17 protein-coding genes are annotated in these 20,406 nt (G+C 67.0%); 5 read left to right on the forward strand and 12 right to left on the reverse strand.

Annotated elements, in window-relative coordinates; all coding sequences use genetic code 11:
• The first annotated feature begins 213 nt into the window (after nucleotides 1–213).
• The gene (locus FRC96_RS20555; protein WP_146977400.1) at nucleotides 214–1,203 is read left to right on the forward strand and encodes a tetratricopeptide repeat protein; all 990 of its coding nucleotides are present in this window, start codon (nucleotides 214–216) and stop codon (nucleotides 1,201–1,203) included.
• A gap of 10 nt (nucleotides 1,204–1,213) precedes the next feature.
• The gene (locus FRC96_RS20560; protein WP_230470525.1) at nucleotides 1,214–3,652 is read left to right on the forward strand and encodes a serine/threonine-protein kinase; all 2,439 of its coding nucleotides are present in this window, start codon (nucleotides 1,214–1,216) and stop codon (nucleotides 3,650–3,652) included.
• A 15-nt stretch (nucleotides 3,653–3,667) separates the two neighbouring features.
• Here FRC96_RS20560 and FRC96_RS20565 read toward each other — a convergent pair whose 3' ends face one another.
• Nucleotides 3,668–4,540 (reverse strand): tetratricopeptide repeat protein, encoded by an 873-nt coding sequence (locus FRC96_RS20565; protein WP_230470526.1) that lies wholly within the window; start codon nucleotides 4,538–4,540, stop codon nucleotides 3,668–3,670.
• 52 nt (nucleotides 4,541–4,592) lie between these two features.
• Between FRC96_RS20565 and FRC96_RS20570 the strand changes: the two genes are divergently transcribed.
• Nucleotides 4,593–5,453 (forward strand): hypothetical protein, encoded by an 861-nt coding sequence (locus FRC96_RS20570; RefSeq protein WP_230470527.1) that lies wholly within the window; start codon nucleotides 4,593–4,595, stop codon nucleotides 5,451–5,453.
• Here FRC96_RS20570 and FRC96_RS20575 read toward each other — a convergent pair.
• Nucleotides 5,391–6,431 (reverse strand): phosphatase PAP2 family protein, encoded by a 1,041-nt coding sequence (locus tag FRC96_RS20575; protein WP_146977408.1) that lies wholly within the window; start codon nucleotides 6,429–6,431, stop codon nucleotides 5,391–5,393. The genes FRC96_RS20570 and FRC96_RS20575 overlap by 63 nt on opposite strands.
• 204 nt (nucleotides 6,432–6,635) lie before the next feature.
• On the opposite strand from FRC96_RS20575, the gene rsmA reads away from it, so the two are divergent.
• On the forward strand, nucleotides 6,636–7,499 hold the full coding sequence (rsmA, locus tag FRC96_RS20580; RefSeq protein WP_230470528.1) for a 16S rRNA (adenine(1518)-N(6)/adenine(1519)-N(6))-dimethyltransferase RsmA: 864 nt from the start codon (nucleotides 6,636–6,638) through the stop codon (nucleotides 7,497–7,499).
• Between the two features lie 18 nt (nucleotides 7,500–7,517).
• Here the strand turns inward: rsmA and FRC96_RS20585 are convergent, their stop codons facing one another.
• The 4 genes from FRC96_RS20585 to FRC96_RS20600 form a co-directional block, all read right to left on the reverse strand.
• Nucleotides 7,518–8,000 carry a hypothetical protein gene (locus tag FRC96_RS20585; RefSeq protein ID WP_146977412.1) on the reverse strand — a complete coding sequence of 161 codons (483 nt, stop codon included), beginning with the start codon at nucleotides 7,998–8,000 and terminating at the stop codon, nucleotides 7,518–7,520.
• A complete protein-coding gene (locus tag FRC96_RS20590) occupies nucleotides 7,997–8,896 on the reverse strand; it encodes a matrixin family metalloprotease (protein ID WP_146977413.1) in 900 nt (299 codons plus the stop codon). Before FRC96_RS20590 ends, FRC96_RS20585 begins: the two co-directional genes overlap by 4 nt.
• On the reverse strand, nucleotides 8,893–9,501 hold the full coding sequence (locus FRC96_RS20595; protein ID WP_146977415.1) for a hypothetical protein: 609 nt from the start codon (nucleotides 9,499–9,501) through the stop codon (nucleotides 8,893–8,895). Before FRC96_RS20595 ends, FRC96_RS20590 begins: the two co-directional genes overlap by 4 nt.
• 111 nt (nucleotides 9,502–9,612) lie before the next feature.
• Nucleotides 9,613–10,047 carry a cyclic nucleotide-binding domain-containing protein gene (locus FRC96_RS20600; RefSeq protein ID WP_146977417.1) on the reverse strand — a complete coding sequence of 145 codons (435 nt, stop codon included), beginning with the start codon at nucleotides 10,045–10,047 and terminating at the stop codon, nucleotides 9,613–9,615.
• 294 nt (nucleotides 10,048–10,341) lie between these two features.
• Here FRC96_RS20600 and FRC96_RS20605 point away from each other — a divergent pair, with 294 nt between their 5' ends.
• The gene (locus tag FRC96_RS20605) at nucleotides 10,342–10,683 is read left to right on the forward strand and encodes a PilZ domain-containing protein (RefSeq protein WP_146977419.1); all 342 of its coding nucleotides are present in this window, start codon (nucleotides 10,342–10,344) and stop codon (nucleotides 10,681–10,683) included.
• A gap of 140 nt (nucleotides 10,684–10,823) precedes the next feature.
• On the opposite strand, the gene FRC96_RS20610 is transcribed toward FRC96_RS20605, so the two are convergent.
• The 6 genes from FRC96_RS20610 to FRC96_RS20635 form a co-directional block, all read right to left on the reverse strand.
• Nucleotides 10,824–12,767: a S8 family serine peptidase gene (locus FRC96_RS20610; protein WP_146977420.1), complete on the reverse strand. Its 1,944-nt coding sequence runs from the start codon at nucleotides 12,765–12,767 to the stop codon at nucleotides 10,824–10,826.
• 155 nt (nucleotides 12,768–12,922) lie between these two features.
• Nucleotides 12,923–14,212 carry a cyclic nucleotide-binding domain-containing protein gene (locus FRC96_RS20615; RefSeq protein WP_146977422.1) on the reverse strand — a complete coding sequence of 430 codons (1,290 nt, stop codon included), beginning with the start codon at nucleotides 14,210–14,212 and terminating at the stop codon, nucleotides 12,923–12,925.
• 88 nt (nucleotides 14,213–14,300) lie between these two features.
• Nucleotides 14,301–18,323, reverse strand: coding sequence for an ATP-binding protein (locus FRC96_RS20620; protein WP_146977424.1), 4,023 nt, complete (start codon nucleotides 18,321–18,323; stop codon nucleotides 14,301–14,303).
• Nucleotides 18,320–18,859 (reverse strand): hypothetical protein, encoded by a 540-nt coding sequence (locus FRC96_RS20625; protein WP_146977425.1) that lies wholly within the window; start codon nucleotides 18,857–18,859, stop codon nucleotides 18,320–18,322. Before FRC96_RS20625 ends, FRC96_RS20620 begins: the two co-directional genes overlap by 4 nt.
• Entirely contained in the window at nucleotides 18,856–19,782 is a 927-nt protein-coding gene (locus tag FRC96_RS20630) for an RsmB/NOP family class I SAM-dependent RNA methyltransferase (protein ID WP_146977427.1), read from the reverse strand. Before FRC96_RS20630 ends, FRC96_RS20625 begins: the two co-directional genes overlap by 4 nt.
• The gene (locus FRC96_RS20635; RefSeq protein WP_146977429.1) at nucleotides 19,779–20,372 is read right to left on the reverse strand and encodes a Maf family protein; all 594 of its coding nucleotides are present in this window, start codon (nucleotides 20,370–20,372) and stop codon (nucleotides 19,779–19,781) included. The genes FRC96_RS20630 and FRC96_RS20635 overlap by 4 nt, the downstream gene beginning before the upstream one ends.
• Between the last annotated feature and the right edge of the window lie 34 nt (nucleotides 20,373–20,406).

Genomic DNA, 20,406 nt, shown 5'->3' on the forward strand with positions numbered 1-20,406 from the left:
GATTCCAAAAGAGGCGCAAGGCCGGTGGCCCATGTGGTGAGTCGATGAGGGGGAGCGAGGCGGAGGTTGCGCGCGTCGGTGACACGGCGTTACGATAACACGCGTGAGACGATGTCCAGGATACTATGAGCATTTCACGTGAGGATCGGTTTTCCGGGCCCACGCATGGACGTGTAGAAGGTTGACGCGTCCGCAAGATTGAGGAGGCAGGTGATGGTGGTTTTTCGTAGCGACGCGCCGGGCGCGTTCTGGCGAGCGCTGGTAGGGCTTTGTCTTGTGGTGGGCGCGCTCGCGCTGAGTTCGCCGGTGATGGCGCAGGGGATGTCGATGTTGGAGACGATCCGCGCGGCCAACGATGCGTTTGAGTCGGAGGACTACCAGACGGCGTACGATCTCTACAGCGAGGCGTATGAGCAGCTTCCGGAGCCGACGATCCTCTACCGTATGGGCCAGGCCGCCGAAAACCTGGGGATGTACCGCGAGGCCATTGATCACTACACGACCTACCTCGATGAGGGGCAGGATATTGAGTTCATCGGACGCATCGCCGAGGTGGTGCCGATGTTGCGCGAGAAGGTTCCGGCGATCCTCGATGTGAGCAGTGAGCCGGCCGGGGCCGCGATCGTGGCGGTGGACGCCGAAGGTGGCGAGCAGGAGCTCGGAGTGACGCCGGCCCAGGTGGATGTGGGGCCGGGAGAGGTCACCGTGGTACTGCGCGCCGAGGGCTACGAGGAGGCGATCTGGCAGGAGAACGCCGAGGCCGAAGGCAGCTACACCTGGGCGCCCGTGCTCGTGGAGGCGGCGCCGGTGTTGGTGGCTCAAGACGATGTGAGCGACGTGCAGGGTGAAGGCGGCACGCTGGGGACCTGGGGCTGGACGACGACCGGTCTGGGCGTGGCAGCGCTGGCCACCGGCGGTGTGTTCACGCTCCTTCAAAACGGCACGACCGAAGAGGTGAACTCCTACGACAAGCAGGCCGCCGGCGCGAGCCGCGAGGAGCTCGAGGGGCTGAAGAGCGACGCCACCGGCTACTTCCAGACGGCGCGCGCGGCGTACATCGCCGGCGGTGTGTTGACGGCGGCCGGCGTGGGCATGCTCATCTACAACGCCACGCAGGGCGAGGAGGCCTCGGAGGAGGGCTTGAGCTTTGAGGGCGGCGTCAGCCCCGATGGCGGCTTTGTCGGGCTGCGCGGTCGATTCTGAAGGTGTCTCAATGATCGGAACAGGCGTGTGGTTGGTGGCGCAGGTCGCGGATTACGTGGACCTGGCTGAGGGTGTGGGCTACGGCACCAGCCTCTCGTCCTGGATCGCGCTGGTGGGCGGTCTTGTTGTGGTGGGCGTGCTCGTCGGAGTGGTGTTTGCCGGGATTCGCTGGGTGCGCGTGGCGATGAGCGCCAGCAACAGCGCGCCGGTGCAGATGCTGCCGCGTGAGACGCGGGAGCGGGTCGATAAGGCGATCGCGTCGGGGGAGTTTGAGGTCGCTGGCGATCTTCTCACGCGGGCCGAAGCGCTCGATGAGGCGGCGGAGGCGTACTTCAAGGGGGGCGTGTTTTTGAAGGCGGCGCGCACCTTTGAGCAGGCCGGGAGCCGACTTCAGGCGATCTATTGTTTTAAACGCGCCGGCGATCACGAGCAGGCCGCGCGGGTCTATGAGCAGATGGGGGACACGCGCGCGGCTGCCGCGGAGTACTTTCAGGCGGGGGCCTGGGAGCGCGCGGCGCAGCATTACGAGCGCGCCGACGATATGCGTCGGGCCGCCGAGAATTACGTGCGCGCGGAGCGCTGGTTGGAGGCGGCCCGGGCCTACGACGCCGCCCAGCGCCCGGGGGATGCGGCCGAGTATTATGCGCGCCATGTGGAGCGGCAACGCGCCGAGCATGGCATTGATGCGGCGGCGCTTCCCGACGAGCTGCGTGAGCAGGCCCGGCGCGCCGGGGAGTTGTTCCGGGAGGCCGGCGAGAATCAGCGCGCCAGCGAGATCTTTCTGGCGGCGGGGTTTGCGGCTGAGGCTGCCGAGACGTTGCGTGTCTCCGGCGACTTTACGCGTGCCGCGGAGTTGTTGATCGAAGCGCGTCAGCCGGAGCTCGCTGCGAAGTTTTTGGAAGAGGCCGGTGAGGCCAAACGGGCCGCGCGTATGCGAGCGCAGGTGGCCCTGGCCGATGGCGAGCGTGCGGAGGCGGCCGCGCATCTTCGCGACGCCGGAGAGTATGCGCAGGCCGCCGAGCTGTTTGCGGAGATCGGCAAGATGGAGCAGGCCGCCGAGCTCTACGAGAAGCTCGGCGAGTTTGAGGAGGCGCTTAAGCTCTATCTGGAGATTCCACGCTTCGCGCATGCGGCGCGTTGCGCCGAGCAGGCCGGCCATCTGGCGCGGGCTGCGGAGTACTATCAGGAAGCCGGCGATGTGGAGGGGCAGCTGCGGGTGCTCGATCAGCAGGGGGACTACTTCCGGGTGGGGCGGCTGCGCTTTGAGCATCGCATGTACGAGGAGGCGCTCGACGCCCTCTCGAAGATCGACTCTCGCGACGCGATGTACAGCCGCAGCCTGGAGCTTCAGGGCGATGTGCTGCGCGCCCAGGGGCGCGCCGAGAAGGCCTACGGCAAGTACCGCGCGGCGCTGGGCAATCGGGAAGCCTCGCCCGCGACCTTGCCGCTGCTCTACAAGATGGGGCGTGCGCTGGAAGAGGAGCCCGACCTGGCCGGTGCTCTCGAATGTTATAGTAAGGTCCTGGAGGTTGAGCCCAACTTCGAAGACACGACGATGCGTGTGGGGGCGATTCGCAAGCGGATGCGCCGCGGTACATTGACCGGCCGCACCACCAGCGGGCTCTTTGGCGGGGGTGGTGCCGAGGGCGAAGAGACGCGGCGCTACGAGATCCTCGAAGAGATCGCCCGCGGCGGGATGGGCATTGTCTACAAGGCGCGCGACACGGTGCTGGGCCGGGTGGTGGCGTTTAAGATCCTCGGCGAGAACCTGCGCGATAATGAGACCGCGGTGAAGTACTTTTTGCGTGAGGCGCGGGCCGCAGCGGCGCTCTCTCACCCCAACATCGTCACGATTTACGACGCCGGGGAGCAGGATGGCGAGTATTATATGGCGATGGAGTTCGTGGAGGGGACCACGCTCAAAGAGCTCGTTCGCCGCACCGGGGCGCTCCCCGATGACAAGGTGCGCCACATTTTTCTGGGGTGCAGCCGGGCGCTGCATTACGCGCACGGCAAGGGCATCATTCACCGCGATATCAAGAGCGGCAACGTGATGACGACGCGCGATCGGGCGCTCAAGGTGATGGACTTCGGGCTGGCGAAGTTTTTGAAGGAGTACCAGAACAACCATACCCAGCAGGTGGGCACGCCCTTCTATATGTCGCCGGAGCAGATCATCGGCAAAGACATCGACTTCCGTAGCGACTTGTACAGCCTGGGATGCACGATCTTTGAGTGTGCGACGGGCACCGTGCCCTTCTTTAAGGGCGATCTGAGCTACCATCACCTGCACACGCGTCCGCCCTCGCCACGCTCGATCAACCCGGGGTTGAGCGAGGAGACGGACGCGATGATCTTGAAGTTGCTGGAGAAGGAGCCCGACCGGCGTTACCAGTCGGCCAAAGAGGTGATCGACGCGCTGAGTGCGGCCACGGCGGCGCGGGCCTGAGGCGTTGGAGGTGTGTCAGCGCAGGGGGCGCATGTCGTCGCGTTGCTGCAGGGCGGGCATGGCGTCGCGGGCGCGATCCTGCATCTGGCGTGCGTCGTCCGGGCGGCCCTGGCGCTCCAGGAAGGCCGCGTAGCGAAAAAGAAGCCCGGGCTGCTCGCCGATGCGCTCCAGGAGCTCCTCAAAGACCTCGGTGGCCCGAGAGGGGCGGTTGAGGTGCTCCAGGGCGTCGGTGAGGTTGAGTCCGACCTGGAGATCGTCGGGGTGGGCCTGGTAGAGGGTGTTTAAGTAGGGGAGGGCCTCGCGGTGGCGGCCTTCGGAGAGGAGCAGGATGCCGAGTCGCAGGCCGGCCTGGCGGTCGCCTGGCGAGGCGGTCCAGATCCAGAGGTAGTGGGCGATGGCGTCGTCGGGGCGGCCGAGCTCCTCAAAGGCGCGGGCGGCGGCGCGATGAAGTTCGGGGTCGTCGGGGAAGAGCACAAGCGCGTCTGAGAGTAGCGGTTGCAGGCGATCGGCGGGCAGCGTGATCTCGGCGGCGATGGTCAGGGCCTGGCGCAGGTCGGTGCGACGCTGCGCGGTGGCGGGTTCGACCGAGGCGGCCTCTCGGAGTCGAGCGATGGCGTCTTCGGGGCGGTCTTCGGCCAGCGCTCTTTCGGCCAGGGCACGGTGGGTGCTGGCCAGGAGCAGGAGGGCGTCACGCTCGGAGATGTCGGTCTCATCGAGGGCCAACTCGGCGAGCGCGCGGGCTTCGTCGGGCCGATCGCTCTCGAGGGCTGCGCGAGCGTCGGCCATGTAGAGCTCACCGGGGCCGGGCTTATGGGCGCAGGCCGTTGTGGTGAGCAGGGTTGCGAGCGTCGCTGCGGAACACAGGCCTCGCCAGCTGAGGGGGGACATAGGTAGACTCCCGAATGAGGACGTCGCGTCGAGACGCGGATGGCGGGGGTGTGTGATGGCCATTCGCGTCGCCAGTCGGCGTCGTGAGGATGAGACACCTTCTTCGCTAACATTGACGAGCGCGCTTTTGAAGATCTTCGATCCCCATATCCGAAGTCGCACGCAGAGCGACGCCGATCTCAAGAACCTGGCCTACTTCGGGACGGAGCGCGTGGTGAGCTGCCTGTCGATGGGGCGGGTGCCGGAGCGGGCCGAGGAGCTTCTCGGGGCGATGGAGGCGCATGCGGTCGCGGAGATGCGCCGGCTGGAGCGTTGTGGCCTGGAGGCGGGCGCGGCGCTGGGGGTGTTGCCCGGGATGCGGCCGCGGCGCGCCCACTATGAGGTGTGGCGTCGCATGCCGGAGCTGCTGGCGCTGCCCACAGTGGTGGCGCTCGGTGAGGTAGGGGTGTGGGAAGATACCGAGTCGCAGTGGCAGCTTTTTGATCGGCAGGTGAAGATCGCGCAGGAGGCGGGGATCGAGGCGGTCATCGTGACGCCGCCGCGCGATCTTCGGGTGACGTTGACCTACAAGATGATGCAGCGCCTGGAGAAACGTCGGGTCGATCCGTCGCGTGTTTTGATGATGCATGTCGACGAAACGACGCTCGTCAACGTGGTGCAGAGTGGCTTCGGGGCGGGCGTGGCGGTGGGGGCCTCGACCCTGGAGCCGCGCCGCGCTGCCCGGGTGGTGCGCGACGCGATGGAGACGCTGGGCTCGTATGAGCGCATCGCGCTGAGCTCGGCGCTTCGGGTGGGGGGATCGGACCTGCTGGCGATCCCCAAGACGGTCGAGGCGTTGCGAGCGCTGGGCTCAGGGGATGACGAGGTCGAGGCGCTGGTCTGCGGCAACGCCTCGGCCATCATCGATGGATGAGCTCGCCCGGGCCTGCGCGGGCTCGGGTGTTGGGCTGGGGGCGACGTCGAGGGCCAGGCCTCGGCGGGTGTGGGGGACGCCGCGTGCGTCAAAGCGGGTGTTGTAAACCAGCGTCGAGATGAGGGTCCCCACCGCCGCGCCCACCACAACATCGGAGAGGAAGTGCTTCTGGTCGTAGAGTCGGCTCACCGCCACGGTGGTCGCCGCGCCGTAGAGCAGGGTGTAAGGCAGCGCGCGACCGAGCAAAAAGCGCTCGGTCGGTTCGGCGTCGACCAGCACGCGGTGGTAGAGTCCGTCGCTGATGTCGCGCGCCAGAAAGGTCGCCGCCGCGAAGCTCAATGAGGAGTGCCCCGAGAAGAACGAGAGGTAGTCTTCGCCGCCGTGCCAGCCGTAGGCGCGACGCTCCAGCGCGACGTAGGGGCGCGCTCGGCCCACGAAGAACTTGGCGGCGTTGGTCAGGAGCGCCGTCCAGGTGAAGCTCTCCAGGTAGGCCATCGTGCTGTGCAGGTGGTAGGGGCCCTGCCAGGGGTAGAGCTTCTGACCGGTGAGGCCGGTCCAGCCGGCACCCAGCCCGTAGTAGAGCACGGGCAGGGCGCTGAGGGCGTAGCCGCCGTAGTCCGGGATGCCGCCCAAAAAGGGCGCGCCGCTCTCCAGATCGCCGTGAAAGTTCTCTGCGACGCGGTAGTCGAGGCTCCCCGGGGTGGGGGCGCCCATCGCGGGCACCGGCGCTTCAAAGAGCCGGCCACCAAAGACCGTGATCACCGCCGAGGTGGGAAAGAGCACCCCGATGGTGCCCAGGGCTACGGGCGAGTAGGTCCGGGTCAGCGGGATCGTCGAAGCGGTGGAGGGTGGCGGCGAGACTTCTGCTGCGGGTCCCGCTTCTCCGACGGGCTGTTGGGCGAGGGTCAGCGCTGGCGAGCTGAAGACGAAGAGCAGCGCTGCGAAGAGGGCGCTGAGATGGGGGCGAGTGAGGATCATCGTCGGACTGCGTGGAGGAGGGGGGGTGACGTGGCGCTCCCGAAGGGTGTGGACGGAGCGAGGCGTTTGCCTGTGAGCGGGCTCGCTGCCTATAAGGAGCGTGTGTACGGGTCGGCGACCTTATGGTGTCGACTTGAGAAAAGATCAAGGGTGCCGCGGTGGCGTCCGGGTGACTCGTTGAATGTTCCATGAAAGCAGGTGGTTGTGGCTGATCAATCGCAAAAGCATCCTTCGCACACGTTGACGCCGGGCGATCTTTTACGCGCCTTCGGGCAGCGTACCAAGAAGCAGTTCGGGCAGCACTTTCTGGTCGACCCGAGCATTCTGGAGGAGATCGTGCGCTGTGCGGGGCTCAAGCCCGGCGACGCGGTGATCGAGATCGGGCCGGGCTGCGGCACGCTTACCCTGACGATGCTGCAGGCGGGGGCGGCGGTGGACTCCATCGAGATCGACCGTGACGCGGTTGAGTTTTTGCAGGAGGCGCTGCCACCGGCGTGGGGATTTACGCTGCACCCGGGCGACGCGCTGAAGACCGACATGGCGGCGATCGTGGCCAGCCGGCCCGGTCCGTGGAAGGCGGTGGCGAACCTTCCGTATAACGTGGGGACGGAGGTCACGTTTCGGCTCTTTGAGCTGCGCGAGACGATCGGTTCGATGACCCTGATGTACCAGCGGGAGGTGGCGCGGCGCATGGTGGCCAGAGCCGGTGACGATGATTACGGCGCGCTGAGCCTGATGGTGGAGCTTTATGCCGACGCTGAGATCGTGATGAGCCTGCCGCCCGGGGCCTTTGTGCCGCCGCCGAAGGTGCACAGCGCGGTGGTGAACTTTGAGATGTTGCCAGAGACGCGCATTGAGGATGAGGCGCGGCGGGCGTTTTTTGAGAAGGTCGTGAAGTCCGCATTCCAGGCGCGTCGCAAGACCCTGCCGAACGGGCTCAAGGCGCTTAAGCTCCCCAAAGATCAGGTCGTGGCCGCGATCGAGTCGGCCGGGCTCTCGCCGAAGGTGCGGCCGGAGCGGGTGGGGTTTGAGGCGTTTCTGGCGGTCAGCGACGCGTTGCGCGGCTGAGGTGGCAGATACGCGGCTTCAGACGTTGCGTGGCGGGGTGGTGCGGTGCAGGTGGGGCGGGAGGAAGGTCTCGGCGTGGCGGGCCTCCACCTCGTAAGAGATGTTGAGGTAGGCCTGGCGGTCGCCCAGCCCGGCGAGCAGGCCGCGGGCGTATTCGCTGAGGTAGCGGGCCAGGAAGTTGGCGGAGCCGTCGCGCAGGAATTGCACGACGTGGGCCATCTCGTGGGTGACAAGGTAGAGGGGAAGTCGCAGGTCGTCGGAGAAGATGCGCCGGCGGATGTAGATGCGATCGCGCAGGGCAATGCCGGCGGCGTTGCGGCGCAGCGCAGCATGCGCGACGAGGTCGCGAGGGCCGTAGAGGGCGGGGCGGTCGTCAGGGTAGGGGATCAAGCGCGCGATGTGGGCGGCGCGCTCCACCAGGGGCCGCGGGCCCACGCCGGCGTTGGTGAGCGCCTCAATGACCAGGGGGCGCTCCTCGTCGAGCAGCGGGCGCGCGTTCATGCGCGGGCCCGGCGTCGACGCCATACTATACCGAGTGCCAGCAGGGTTCCGGCGAGCAGCGCGCTGTGGTCGGGCTGGCCCGGGGCGACCAGCGAGCAGATGCCGCCTTGCTGCTGAGGCTGTGAGGGCGGGGTCACGTCGGGCGTGCCTAGCGGGTAGATGGTGCAGAGGCCCTCAATGTCGCCGGGGTGCAGGTCGCGTTTGTCGATCTCGCCCTCGCGGGCGGTGGCGTACATGGTGGTGTCGGGGTTGGGCGCGTGGTCCAGGCCCAGGAAGTGACCGACTTCGTGGGTGAGGGTGTTGCGAAGATCCATGGTGCCGGCTTCGCCGTTTTCGCTGTTGCTGAAGACGTAGTCGGCGCCGTTCATCTCGATGTCGGCGTCGTAGATGCGGCCATCGACCCGGCTGAAGGTCACCGTCGTCAGCGCGATCGCCTGGCCGTTCTGGCTGGGCCAGCTCTCATCCTGAAATACGAAGACGTTGATGTTCTGTGAGGGCGGGCTGTTGATGTAGTCGGCCTGAAACGCGGTGGTGCCGCGGTATTCAAGCAGAAACTCGGAACACTCCGGGACGTTCCAGGCGTCAAACGCGCTGACGATGTCTTCTTCAAGCTCCGGCGGGATGGTGTTGTCGTCGGGGTGCAGGTTCGGGGAACCCAGCTCATTGATGTAATAGGGCACCGTGAGCGAGGGCCACTCCACGGGGACCTTGGGGTAGCCTTCGCAGGGCAGACCCAGGTCGGGCTCGCACGTCATGGTGCGGCGGAAGTTGTTGCTCAGAGGGGCTTCCTCTTCGACCAGCGGCTCTTCGTCCCAGGCCTCCTCGTGGGTGCAGGCGGACAGGGCGATGGCGAGCAGGCCCGGCAGGGCGATGTGGCGCAACTTCAGCAGCGTCATCGCGTTTCCTCGGACTGAGTCTCGTCGACGATGGCGCGGATGCGGGCCTTGAAGGTGTTGAGCTCATGGGCCTGCAGGTGCAGCTCGGTCGGGGCGACGCTGCGAAGCTGGGAGGTGCTCGCTGTGGGTTGCGCGCGCTCCCGGACGACGAGGTTGAGGTTGTTGACCTGGGGGATGGCGAACTCAGTGGCGTTATCGGGGCCGAGCGCCACTCGGAAGAAGCCCTGGGCCAGACCGGTGACCGAGGCGGGGTGTTGGGCGACGTCGCCGCTCAAAAAGAGCACGCCCTGGTCGGCGACCTGAAAGACGGGCATGCCCGGCACGCGGGTGCCCACGTCGCCGTGGAAACCGCCGAGCTGACGGATGGCTACGGTGCGCCTTACAGGGCCTTTGAGGGTCTCGCGCACCTTGAGCGTGATGGTGGAGACGACCCGGCCGCGCGCGTCGAGCTCGGTGGAGATCTCATCGACCTGCGCGACCACCACCGCGTCGGATCGCACCACGAGCTCTTCGAGATCCATGCGGGGGAGCGTGGCGGCGGTGGCGCTGGTGGCCAGGAGCCATAGCGTCAGCGTGGATAAGAGCGCGATGAGAGGTTTGAACATCATGACCTCGAGGGTCGGTCAGGTGAGGGCGGGCGAGTGTTGGCTAACCACACCCGTGCGTGCGGCATTCTCAAGAAGATAATCAGGTCCCCCCCCTTGGGGAGCGGCGGCTTATTTGAAGACCTTGCCGATGGTGTCTTTGGCGCGCGCCAGGGTGACGCCCTGGAGCATCTTGCGGATCTTCTCGTCGCGCTCCACCACAGCGAGCAGGGCCTCTTTGTTGATAGCGACGATCTGGGCCGGGCCGGTCTTGACTTCGACGGTGGCGGTGGCGGTGTTGCCGCTCATTAACGAGACCTCCCCGAAGTAGGCGCCGGGGCCCATGGTTTTGAGCTCCACTTCGCCTGCGGGGCCGCGGGTCCAGACGCGGATGCGGCCGGTAAGCACGATGTAGAGATGGTCGACAGCCTGATCCTCTTCGATGATGCGCTCGCCGGGCTGAAAGACCTTGAGATCGCTGGCGCTGATAAGCGCCTTCACGTCGGCGTCGCTCAGGTGCTTGAAGAGGGGGCTTTCCTGGATGGTTTCGGCGATCTTTTCGGTCATGATGGTCTCATCACAGGGGGTGAAGGGGGATGCCGGGCATATGCCGGGCGATGCCGTACACCGTGGAGGGTATCAACGGGGGGGAGGGCGATGCAATCATCGTGGCAGGTTGAGCGCTCTGCGCCGATGGACGGGGAAGACGCCGAAGAAGGGAGGGGCAATTTCTTGAGCGTGCCGCGATGCGTGGTAGCTCTGAGGGGTGCGCGGGGCTCGCCAGGTGCGGCTCCGACGTGATGCCATGGTGGCGTGTGATGATGGGGCCCGGAAGAGGCCCAAAACGACAGGGAGGTCGATGTGACGGAGCAACGTAAACAGCAGCGCGTAGGCTGTGACATGATCCTCAACAAGATCGAGTCCGGGCATACCAACATCTGCCGGGCGACCGATGTTTCGCTCGGGGGCATTCGGCTGGAGCGGGTGGCGGAGGCCTACCGCAGCGATGGTGAGTCGGTGCAGCTGCAGTTTGCGCTCCCCGGAGAGGAAGAGCCCATCTGGGTGGCCGGGTACAAGGTCTACGATGCTGACGGGCAGGTGGGCGTGCGCTTTACGAACATCTCGCACGGGCACTTTGTGAAGTTGCGGGCGTGGCTTCGGGCGCAGGCGATCTCGGAGGGGTTTCCGGAGTTCTCGGCCTGAACGTCTGAACGTTCTGGAGGATCGCTTCGGGCGCAGCGCTTGCGCGGCGATCCTTTCCATAGCGATGTAGCGAAAAACGCCCCGCCGGCTTGAGCCGACGGGGCGTTTTTATGTTCCGACCCGTTGCCTGGGTTCAGGCGTTAGTCGCGTTTGAGGCCGAAGAAGCCGATGGCCAGGCTAAGCAGGCCGTTTACGGCGAGCCAGACGCGGTCGAGGATGTTCATGCCCGGGATCCAGCTGACGTCGGAGGTGAGCTGGAAGGCTTCGGTGAGGCTGAAGCCGGCCATGCCCAGGGCGATACCGCCGGCCAGGGCGCGACCCACGCGGTGACCGCCGAGGAAGGCGTAGGCCACCAGCGGGATGAGGAAACTGGCGAGCAACGGGTTCTGGTGGGCGCCAAGCCCGGAGACGAGCACGTTGGCCTCGGCCAGGGGGCGTCCGATGACGTTGGCCACAAAGCCGAGCGCGCCACCGGCCGGGACAAGCAGCGGGATGAAGAAGAGTCCGCCGGCGACCACTGCGGCGCTGGTGGCGACCAGGGGCAGGTGGTCGGGGAGGCGGCCCATCATGTCGCGACGGCGCAAACCGAAGGCGGTGAGCAGCACCAGGAGCAGCGCGCCGCCGTAGCGGGTGGTGCCCTGGTCGGTGGTGGATTGCACGACGGCTTTGTCGGCCTGAAGAAGTCCGGCGCCGTAGCGCTCGCGGTACTCGTCTTCGCTGTCGTACTTGTCACGCATGGAGGTGTCGGCGGCCTTTTGCAGAACCTCCTGAACTTTGTCGGGGTGGGTGACACCGGTGGCGATCACGAGGGCGGCGGCTGCGGCGACGTGCGGGCTGGCCATGGAGGTGCCCATGTAGAGGGCGAACTCGTGCTTGGAGGTCTGCCCGGCGGGGTGGGTCTCCTGCATGATGCCGTCGGGGCGGCCGTCACCGTTCTGGTCGATTCGGGTGTTTCCGCCGGGAGCGGCGATGTCGACGTAGGTTCCCCACTGGGAGTAGAAGGTGGTGCGCTGGTCAAACTGGGTAGCGGCTACGGCGAAGGCGTGGTTATAGGCCGCCGGGTAGCTGGGTGAGCGCTTTCCGCCATTGCCGGCGGCGGCGACGACGGTCACGCCTTTTTTGTGGGCGTAATCGACCGCGCGCTTGAGGACCAGGCTGGGCAGCGGGCCGCCCAGGCTCATGTTGATGACCTGTGCACCGTTGTCGGCGGCAAAGCGAACCGCGTCAGCGATGTCGGCTACCGAGCCAAAGCCGCGGCTGTTGAGCACACGCAGTGGCATGATCTTGGACTCGAAGGCCAGGCCGGCGACGCCGTAGCCATTGTTGGTGGCCTGAGCGATGGTGCCGGCGACGTGGGTGCCGTGACCGTGGCCGTCGTAGACGAAGTCGGTCTTATCGACGAAGTCATAGCCGGGGACGGTGGCCACGCCCTGCATATCCTTGCCGACCTTGATGCCGCGGTTGCTGTCGTCAGCGACGGTCACGCCGGTGTCAATGACGGCGACGACGACGTCGCGGCCCGTGGAGACCTTCCAGGCTTCTTCGGCGCCGACCTGCTCAAAGTTCCACTGGAACTGGTAGAGCGGGTCATCTGGCACGAAATACGCGCGGTACTCGATGTTCTCTTCGACGCTCTCAAGCCAGCCCTCGGGAGCCGAGGCGCTGAGGCAGTCTTTGACGTAGGGGACAGCGCCCTCTTCGACACGGGCGACGAAGACGTTTTCGTCGTCCGAGAAGGGGCTGTTGAGCTCGGCGCTCAACCCCTTGGACTGAGTGAAGGCGAGGATCTCTTCGTTGGAGAGATCGTCGTCGAAGTCGAGCACGACTTCGTCGTAGGCCGGGTTGGTGTCGAGGATGTCGAGATCGGCGGGGATGGTGTCCATGCCGCTGATGTCGACGCCGGGGACGTTTTGTGTGGAGGGCGTGGCGCCGTTGAGGCAGGCCTGCCAGGGGGCAGCCGGGCTGACGTTGGGAGCGTCTTGCGCGGTGGCGACACCGCTGAGACCCAGAAAGAGGGCGAGGCCGGCGAAGGTGGCGCTTGCCGGCGCGAGGCGGCGTTTTAAGGGGCGTGTCGGTCGCATCATCCGTCCAGTCCTCGGTCAAGTAGGTTCGTGGCAGTCGCGCCCGGCTCCGAGGCCGTGGCGACGCACCGGTGTGGCGTTGCTCAGAACTCAAACGAAGCTAAGCACCGGCAGAATTCCCGGCAAAGCATCGTCGGCCTGCACCTTAGTGTAGCGCCTCAGGGGACCTCGGCCAAATCCTGGGCCGAGAGGGTCGTCTCGATGGCGTCAAGGCGCTCACGTGCCAGGCGCGCGGTAAACTGCGCGATGGGCGGGTGTTCGGAGGCCAGGACCTCGAAGTCTTCGCGCGCCAGAAAGAGGGCGTGACCGGCGGCCGTGCACACCACCGTGGCTGTGGCCTGGTCGCTCGCCACCAACCCCACCTCGCCGACGACTTCGCCGATGCCCAGAGTGGCGACGGTGATCTCCCAGTCGTCGTCTTTGCGCACGATGTCGACTTTGCCGTCGAGGAGGATGAAGAGGCCGGGGCTGGGGCGCCCCTGACGCACGCAGAGGGTGCCGCGGTCGAGGGTCAGCCCGGTGAAGCGGCCGACGACCCGGGCGCGCTCCTCGGCGCTGAGGTGGGTGAAGAGCTCGTGGCGATCGAGGAGCCCTTCGGTCAGGGCGTGGCGTCGCAGCGTGGCCAGGCGGTTGAGGAAGTCGGGGCGCTCGTCGTTGAGCTTGCCGATGGCGCTCTGCGCCAGACGCAGGCATTCGCTGCCGCGCTCGCTGAGCACGCGGTAGCGGGGGGCGCGCTCGCTGCCACCAAAGGCGTTGAGGCCGAGCAGGGAGCCGGCCGGGATTCGGAAGGTTTTGGTATCTTCGCTGACGGCGAGGTCATTGCTGACCGTCCAGATCAGATCGGCGGACTTCTGGGAGGGCTCGAAGACCAGCTGGGCGTCCGGGAAGATCTCGTACTCGACGAAGTCGAGCACGCGCCGCAGGGCGTCGGGCGGGAGCACGCTGAGAAGGGGGAGCGCCGGGAGGCTGCCCGGGCGCTCGGCGGTGCCGTCGGGGTCGGTAGCGCGCTCGAGCACGCGATCAAAGAGCTCGTCGAGGTCGGGCTCACCGCCGTGGACCTGGGCGGAGAGGTTGCCGGCGGGCTGAGGAAAGCTCGGCTGCGGACGACCGTTTTCGAGGTAGGGGCTGCGCACCGAGTAGAGCGTGGCGAAGTGGTCGAGCAGCTCGGTGGAGGCCGGGTTGAGCGCGTGCATCTGTTTGATGGCGGCAATCGCGCGGGTGGGGAAACCGGCGTTGGCGTAGTGGCGAGCGGCCAGGGTGTAGACTTCGACGGCCTCGCGTTTTCGTCCCACCGTGGCGAGGATCACCGCGGCGCGCTCGCGCAGTGGCGAGGGGTCGGGGAGGTTGTACCAGTTGGCCAGGATGAGCTGGAGCGCGCGGGCGTGCTCCTGAGACTCGACGGCGTCATCGATGGTGTTGAGCAGGTCGAGGAGGCGGATTTGCACCATGACCGAGGTCCTTCCGAGGCGGTTGTTTTTGGCGGCGATGTCGACGCCCAAGTCTAGAAGATGGACGCAGGGGGGACAACCCGGGAGCTCAGGCGGGGTCGGCTTTGAGCGCGGCGTGTGCGCGGGGGACCGGCCAGCCTTCGAGGACCAGGGGGAGGTAGAAGTTGTGGGTTGCGGCCAGCGCGCGCGCTGACTCTAAGACCTGGCGAGCTTCGGGCCGCTCCTGACGGGCGAGGATGATGCCGAGGGCTTCCTGGTTGAGGGTCTGGCTGAGGACGCTTTGCGAGGAGGCGCAGAGGTCGATGGCCTGGCGGGCAAGGCGGGCTGCGCGGGAGTGTTGTTCGCGCAGCAGGGCCAGGCGGGCGCGAAGGCGCAGCAACGCGGCCTGCTCGGAGCAGCCGAGGTGATCTTCGTGTCGGGCCAGGCGGCGGATCACCCGGGCCAGGCGATGCAGCGTGGCGGCCAGAGTCTCTTGCTGGAGGGTGCGTTGGCGCTCGGCCTGGCTGGCCAGGGCTCGGGCCAGGATGCGGTTGAGGGCAAATTCCACGGGAGGCAGCGCCAGAAAGTCGCGTTCGAAGACCTGATCGCGGAGAAGATCCAGGTGGGCGATCACCAGCTCGGGACGACCCAGGGCCAGGTCGATGGTGGCGCGCCGGGAGGTCACCTCAAGAAAGAGCAGGCTGTTGGGGGTGCGCTCGGCGAGCTCCGTGGCGGGCCCGAGTGCGAGGGCGGCCTGCTCGATGTCACCCCGGGCCACGAGCAGGTCCGCACGGCAGAGCGCGATGTGGGCGCTGGCCGCACGATCGCGGCGCAGGCGGTGGGTGAGGTTGTCGACGATGGGCGTCACCTCCGCGAGCTGCCCGAGCTCCAGGCCAACGCGGGTGATATGACTGAGCCATCGGGTCGCAAAGATGGCGTCATCGACGCCCACCTTTTGAAGGGTGTCGATGGACTGATGCAGCAGCTCACGCGCCTCACTCCAGCGGCCGCGGTGGGCAGCGAGGAGTCCCTGAAGTTCGAGGGCGCGGGCGCGGCAGCCGGGGTCGTCGAAGCGCTCCGAGAGCGTGAGGCTCTGCTGCAGCCAGCGGTCCACCGGAGCGGCCGGGTCGATCATGAGAGGGAGGCGCGGCGTGCTGACCATCTGCAGCCGGTCTCGGGCCAGCCAGGGGCCGAAGTTGTGGTGCGTGGCCAGGCGGGCGAAGTGGGTGGCGAGGCGATCGTGGCGCGCGCTGAGCAGGAGGTGGGATGCCTCACTGGCCCGCCAGAGCAGGCGGGCGGTCTCACAGGTGCGCTCTGCGGGGCGTTGATCGCGGGCGACTGCGGTGGCGTCGGACCAGCGCGCCAGGCCTACGGCGAGGCGGCGGCGCCAGGCGCGCAATCCGGCGCGCAGCCGGCCACGGCGGTACGCGCTGCCGACCTCTTGAAGGGCGTCGTCGAGGGTGTCGATCGCCTCATCCGGGTGGCCGGAGGCCAGGAGCGCCTCCATCCACTGCCGGCGCAGCGCGAGGCGTTCGTCGACGGAGTCGGTGGCGAGCAGCGCCCGGAGGTGGTCGCGCGCCTGGTCGGTGCGCGCCAGGGCGATGGCCGTCTCAAAGAGCGCGCGGTGGATCTCGCCACGGCGTGGGGAGTCGTCGGGTTCGTGGGCGTTGATCAGCTGCCAGAGCTCCAGGGCGCGCTCCCAGGCAAAGCGGCTCTGGGCGCTGCGGGCGACCTTAAAGGCGACCTCCACCGCTTCGCGCTGTCGGCCGGCGCGTCGCAGGTAGTTCAGGCGCCGGGCGTCGCTCCCCGTTTTGGCGTCGCGCAGCGCGTCGGCGATGAGCCCGCAGAGGCGTGCGTGGTGATCGCGTCCGAGCTCGTCGAGTACAAAGTTGCGGGCGCGGTCGTGAATGATCGCAAAGGTTGCGTCGCGATCCTCTCCCACGCGGGCGCGAGACTGGCGCGCGAGCCGTCGGAGCAGCAGCGTCTCCATGACGGCCTCGCCACTCTGGGCGCTGAGGGCGCTCGCGCCGAGCTCTCGTCCCATGGCCAGTCCGAGAATCCGGGTGGTCAGGGGCGATGAGGCCACCGCCAGAAGTTGTAGACCCAGGCGCTCAGGCCGGGTCAGCTGGGCGACGCGGCGCCGCATAAAGGTGGTGAGGAGCTCATCGACGGCCACCGGTTCGTCGGCGTCCAGCTCGTCGGAGGCCTGGGTGGGGGCCTGCTCAAATTCGTAGATGAGCTCGTCGATCAGCCGCGGGTGGAGGTTGCCTCGTCGCAGAATCAGCTGCTTGCTGCGCAGTGAGAGGTTGGCCGCGTTGGCCAGCACGTACTCACGGGCTTCTTCTTTGGAGAAGCCGTGGATCTCGACGCGATCCAGCGTAATGGGAGAGGTCGCAAGCTCGCTGAAGAAGGGGTGGTTCGCGTGCTCTTTTCGAGCGTCCGTGAGGATGCTCGTCACCATGAAGACGCGCATGCCGCGCGGGTCGTTGGTCAGATCGGCCAGGAGCGCGGCCGTGTCCAGCCCGGCAAAGTGGGTGTCTTCGAGGGCGATGAGAACGGGGCGCTGTTCGCTGAGTTCGACGAGCACGCGGCGCAGCGCGTCGATGGCCGAGCGTCGACCCACCTCCGAGTCGGACTCGCGTCGCTCATGGAGTGCGGGGAAGATGCGGGCGGCCTGCTGGCGCGCCGTCTCCATGCGCTGGCGGGTCTTCTCGGGGAGCCGCGCGATGATCGTGGCGAGCTGGTCGGCGATCTCATCCCAGCCCTGGTAGGTGCTGGTGTCGCGATGAAAGCAGCGGCCGCGCAGGACGATCCAGCCCAGCTGGGAGGCCCAGTGGGCCAGGGCGTCGATCAACGCGGTCTTGCCGGTGCCCTGGGGGCCTTCGACGACGCTTAAGCCCAGGCGCCGCTCCTGGGCGCAGAGGCTGGCGCGGGCGGTGAGCTGGTCGAAGAGCTCGCGGCGCCCGTAGAGCACCTCGCGGTCTTCGACGACGGTGGCCGGGATGGTGACCGAGCGGTTTTCTTCGGTGGAGAGAAGATCGAGGACGTCGTTGAGAGAGGGGCGGCGCGACGGTTCGCTGGCGAGCAGGCCGTGGATCAGGTTGACCCAGGCCGCCGGGCAGTGCGGGGCCACCTCCGAGAGGAAAATGCGCTCGCGGCGGGGGCGGGCACTCTCTTCACGCTCAACCAGACGCTGGCAGGCGTCGAAGGGCTGGCCGGCCAGCGCCTCAAAGAGGATCACGCCCAGGGCGTAGAGGTCGGCTGCCGGGCTGAACTCGCCACGGCGAAGCTCCGGGGCGCTGTAGCAGGAGCGGAGATCCCCGGAGCCGGGGCGATCCAGGTGGGGGTGGAGGCCGAAGTCGGTCAGGCGCACCTGACCGGCGTCGGTGATGAGGATGTTGGTGGGTTTGAGGCCGCCGTGAACCTTGCGAAAGCGGTGCAGGTACTCCAACGCCGCGACGATCTGAGGGCCGATGGCCTGGATGCGCAGGATGATGAGGTCGAGCGCGCGATCGGCGGCCTCGGAGTCTTCGAGCAGCGACTCGGGGATCTCCAGGGTGTTGGGGCGATCGGCGGTGACGTCGTGGGGGAGGGCGTCGTCGGAGGAGAGTTCTTCGAGCCCGAGGGGAGGATCGTTTTCATCATCCAGGCTGGAGGGGAGCTCGATGGTCGGAAGATCATCTTCGTGCGGCGTGCTGGCCGTCAGCTCCGCGGACGTGTCGGGAGAGGTGCTGGCGCTTAAGATGGCCTGCTCGGCCTCGGTGATCGGGCGTAGCAGGTAGGCGTCCAGCGGCATCCCGTCGACGTAGTCGCGCATCAGGCGCGTGACCTGCTCGCCGCGGAAGATCTCGTGGTAGCGCGCCAGGTTGCGATGATCGAGGCGAGTGAGGCTGTCGAAGTGGCGGGCAAACTCGTCGGGGTCGCGGACCCGGGCGAAGGTCAGCTTTTTGAGGACGAAGCGCTCCGGACGAGGCAGCTCCCCGCTGGCCTCGGTCGACTCCCCCTCGGCCAGGCGCATGCGCAGGACCTCAAACGACTCCCCGAGCTCCCCGGTGCCGATGAGTCGGACCTGCTCGAGGGACTCTTCGGCGCGGGGCGCCTCCTGAAGATCGTGGGGGGCGTCGGTGCTCATTCGACCTCACCGAAGGCCGAGCGGGTCACGTCCTGAGACCACGCCTTGGGGAAGAAGCTCTGGACTTCTCGCTCGCCAGGCTCGGTGCTGCGCAGAAACCCCACGCCGAGGCCGTGGCCGCGGTGGCGGATGAGCACGTAGCCCCGGGAGGTGCAAGTATCGACCTGAGCTTCACTGAGCGCGAAGGTCTCGCGGGTGAGGTAGGCGTCGCACTGCGCGGAGGTGGTGTCGATGACGTTGATGCGGGCGTAGCGCGCAAAGGTCATCGCCGCAGGGGTGGTGAGTTTTGGCACGACCATGTCGTCGCGCATAAACGAGAGGCCCACAGACTCCGGACGCGGCTCGGTAGGGAGGTGATGCTCGCGGTGAACGACGCTGACGATGCGCTTGTTGGCGCGGATGAACACCAGATCGTGGAGGTGCACCGGCGCGATGCCAAAGCGATCTTCGAGGAGCGTCAAAAAAGGCGTGGCGTCGATGGCCGGCGTGCCCAGCGCGTCGAGCGCCTCGGAGAGGGAGGTGGGGATCGCGTTCATGGGCGGCCTCCCTTTTTAAGGAGCGCCACGAAGAAGCCGCCGCTGTCGTTATGGTGGGGGTAGACACGCATGGCGTTTTCAAGCCGGGGATCGAAGGATTCTCCCTGCCACTCTAGCAGACCCGGCGCGCTATGAAAGCCCGGGATGCGGGTGGGGAGCACCTGGAAGTCGCAGATCTCGGGGTCGTTAAGGCAGGCGTCGATGACGGCTTCGTTTTCTTCGGGGGCGTAGGTGCAGGTGGCGTAGGCGACCAGGCCACCGGGGCGGCAGAGGTCGATGGCGCGCTTGAGGATGGCCTGTTGGACGCGGCTCATGCGGCTGAGCTCGGCCGGCCGCGCGGGGCCGACGCGCGGGTTTTTGCGGGAGGTTCCCTCGCAGGAGCAGGGGACATCGGCCAGGATACGGTCGAAGCTCCCGAGGTCGGTCGGCAGGTTGGCCGCGTCGTGGCAGATTAGCGAGGTGTTGAAGACGCCCAGGCGGTCGAGCACCCGGCTGACCGCGCGCATGCGGCGGTAGTCGCGGTCGTTGGCGATGAGCGTACCGGTGTTTTGCATGGCCACCGCGATCTGCGCGCTCTTGTTGCCCGGGGCGGCGCAGGTATCGAGGATGCGCTCGCCGGGTTGAGGATCGAGCACGGTCACCGGAAGCAGTGAGACTTCTTCCTGCACGTGGTAGAGCCCGGCGGCATATTCAAAGCGGGTGCCAGGGCTTAAGTCCGGATCGAGGATGTAGGTGCCGGGGCGCCACTCTCGGGGTTGAAAGTCGATGCCGTGGGCGTCGAAGGACGCCTCAAGATCCACCGGGGCGATCTTCAGGTCGTTGGCCCAGACGCAGAGGGGCAGGGGCTTTGCGAGGGCGGATTCAAAGGCCTCGAAATCCTCAATGATGTCGCGGTAGCGGGAGAAGTCAGGGATGGCGTTCATAGCTGCTCGAAGTAGCCGGCCTGCTCCAGGAGCGACCAGACACGGGTCAGGGGCAGGCCGATGATGGCGGTGAAGTCGTCGCCTCGGGCGGCCTCAAAGAGGCGAATGCCGGCGGCTTCAATGCGGTAGGAGCCGGCGCAATAGAGAGGTTGGTCGGCCTCCACATAGGCGCGGGCGCCGGCCTCGGTGAGCGGGCGCATGACCATCTCGAAGGCGCACTCCGAGGCCAGCACTGAGCCGTCGGGGGTACGCAGCGCGATCGCCGTGATCAACCGATGGGTCTTGCCCTGCAGGCGCATCAGCTGGGCGACGGCGAGATCGACCGAGCCCGGCTTCTGGAAGATCTCCTGATCGAGGGCGATGACCTGATCGGCGCCCAGCACATAGGCGCTCGGATGATCGGTGGCCACGCGCTGGGCCTTCTCTGCGGCGAGGCGCGCGGCCATTGCCGCCGGTGCCTCGCCGGGCTTGCGGGCCTCGTCGATGTGGGCGGCGCAGGCGTCGAAGGAAAGTCCCAGGCGCTCGAGAAGTTCGATCTTGTAGGTCGACTCGGTGGCCAGAATCAGCTTATGGGGGGAGGGATCTGCCATGGGATGTTTGACCAGCGGTGGCGTGTTAGACAAT

It is taken from the genome of Lujinxingia vulgaris (assembly GCF_007997005.1).
Taxonomy (GTDB): Bacteria; Myxococcota_A; Bradymonadia; order Bradymonadales; family Bradymonadaceae; genus Lujinxingia.

Excerpts from the sequence above, each read along its gene's own strand:
- FRC96_RS20555 (WP_146977400.1), top strand. The coding sequence starts at position 214 with ATGGTGGTTTTTCGTAGCGACGCGCCGGGCGCGTTCTGGCGAGCGCTG.
- FRC96_RS20560 (WP_230470525.1), top strand. The coding sequence starts at position 1,214 with ATGATCGGAACAGGCGTGTGGTTGGTGGCGCAGGTCGCGGATTACGTG.
- FRC96_RS20565 (WP_230470526.1), bottom strand. The coding sequence starts at position 4,540 with ATGTCCCCCCTCAGCTGGCGAGGCCTGTGTTCCGCAGCGACGCTCGCA.
- FRC96_RS20575 (WP_146977408.1), bottom strand. The coding sequence starts at position 6,431 with ATGATCCTCACTCGCCCCCATCTCAGCGCCCTCTTCGCAGCGCTGCTC.
- FRC96_RS20585 (WP_146977412.1), bottom strand. The coding sequence starts at position 8,000 with ATGAACGCGCGCCCGCTGCTCGACGAGGAGCGCCCCCTGGTCATTGAG.
- FRC96_RS20590 (WP_146977413.1), bottom strand. The coding sequence starts at position 8,896 with ATGACGCTGCTGAAGTTGCGCCACATCGCCCTGCCGGGCCTGCTCGCC.
- FRC96_RS20595 (WP_146977415.1), bottom strand. The coding sequence starts at position 9,501 with ATGTTCAAACCTCTCATCGCGCTCTTATCCACGCTGACGCTATGGCTC.
- FRC96_RS20600 (WP_146977417.1), bottom strand. The coding sequence starts at position 10,047 with ATGACCGAAAAGATCGCCGAAACCATCCAGGAAAGCCCCCTCTTCAAG.
- FRC96_RS20610 (WP_146977420.1), bottom strand. The coding sequence starts at position 12,767 with ATGATGCGACCGACACGCCCCTTAAAACGCCGCCTCGCGCCGGCAAGC.
- FRC96_RS20615 (WP_146977422.1), bottom strand. The coding sequence starts at position 14,212 with ATGGTGCAAATCCGCCTCCTCGACCTGCTCAACACCATCGATGACGCC.
- FRC96_RS20620 (WP_146977424.1), bottom strand. The coding sequence starts at position 18,323 with ATGAGCACCGACGCCCCCCACGATCTTCAGGAGGCGCCCCGCGCCGAA.
- FRC96_RS20625 (WP_146977425.1), bottom strand. The coding sequence starts at position 18,859 with ATGAACGCGATCCCCACCTCCCTCTCCGAGGCGCTCGACGCGCTGGGC.
- FRC96_RS20630 (WP_146977427.1), bottom strand. The coding sequence starts at position 19,782 with ATGAACGCCATCCCTGACTTCTCCCGCTACCGCGACATCATTGAGGAT.
- FRC96_RS20635 (WP_146977429.1), bottom strand. The coding sequence starts at position 20,372 with ATGGCAGATCCCTCCCCCCATAAGCTGATTCTGGCCACCGAGTCGACC.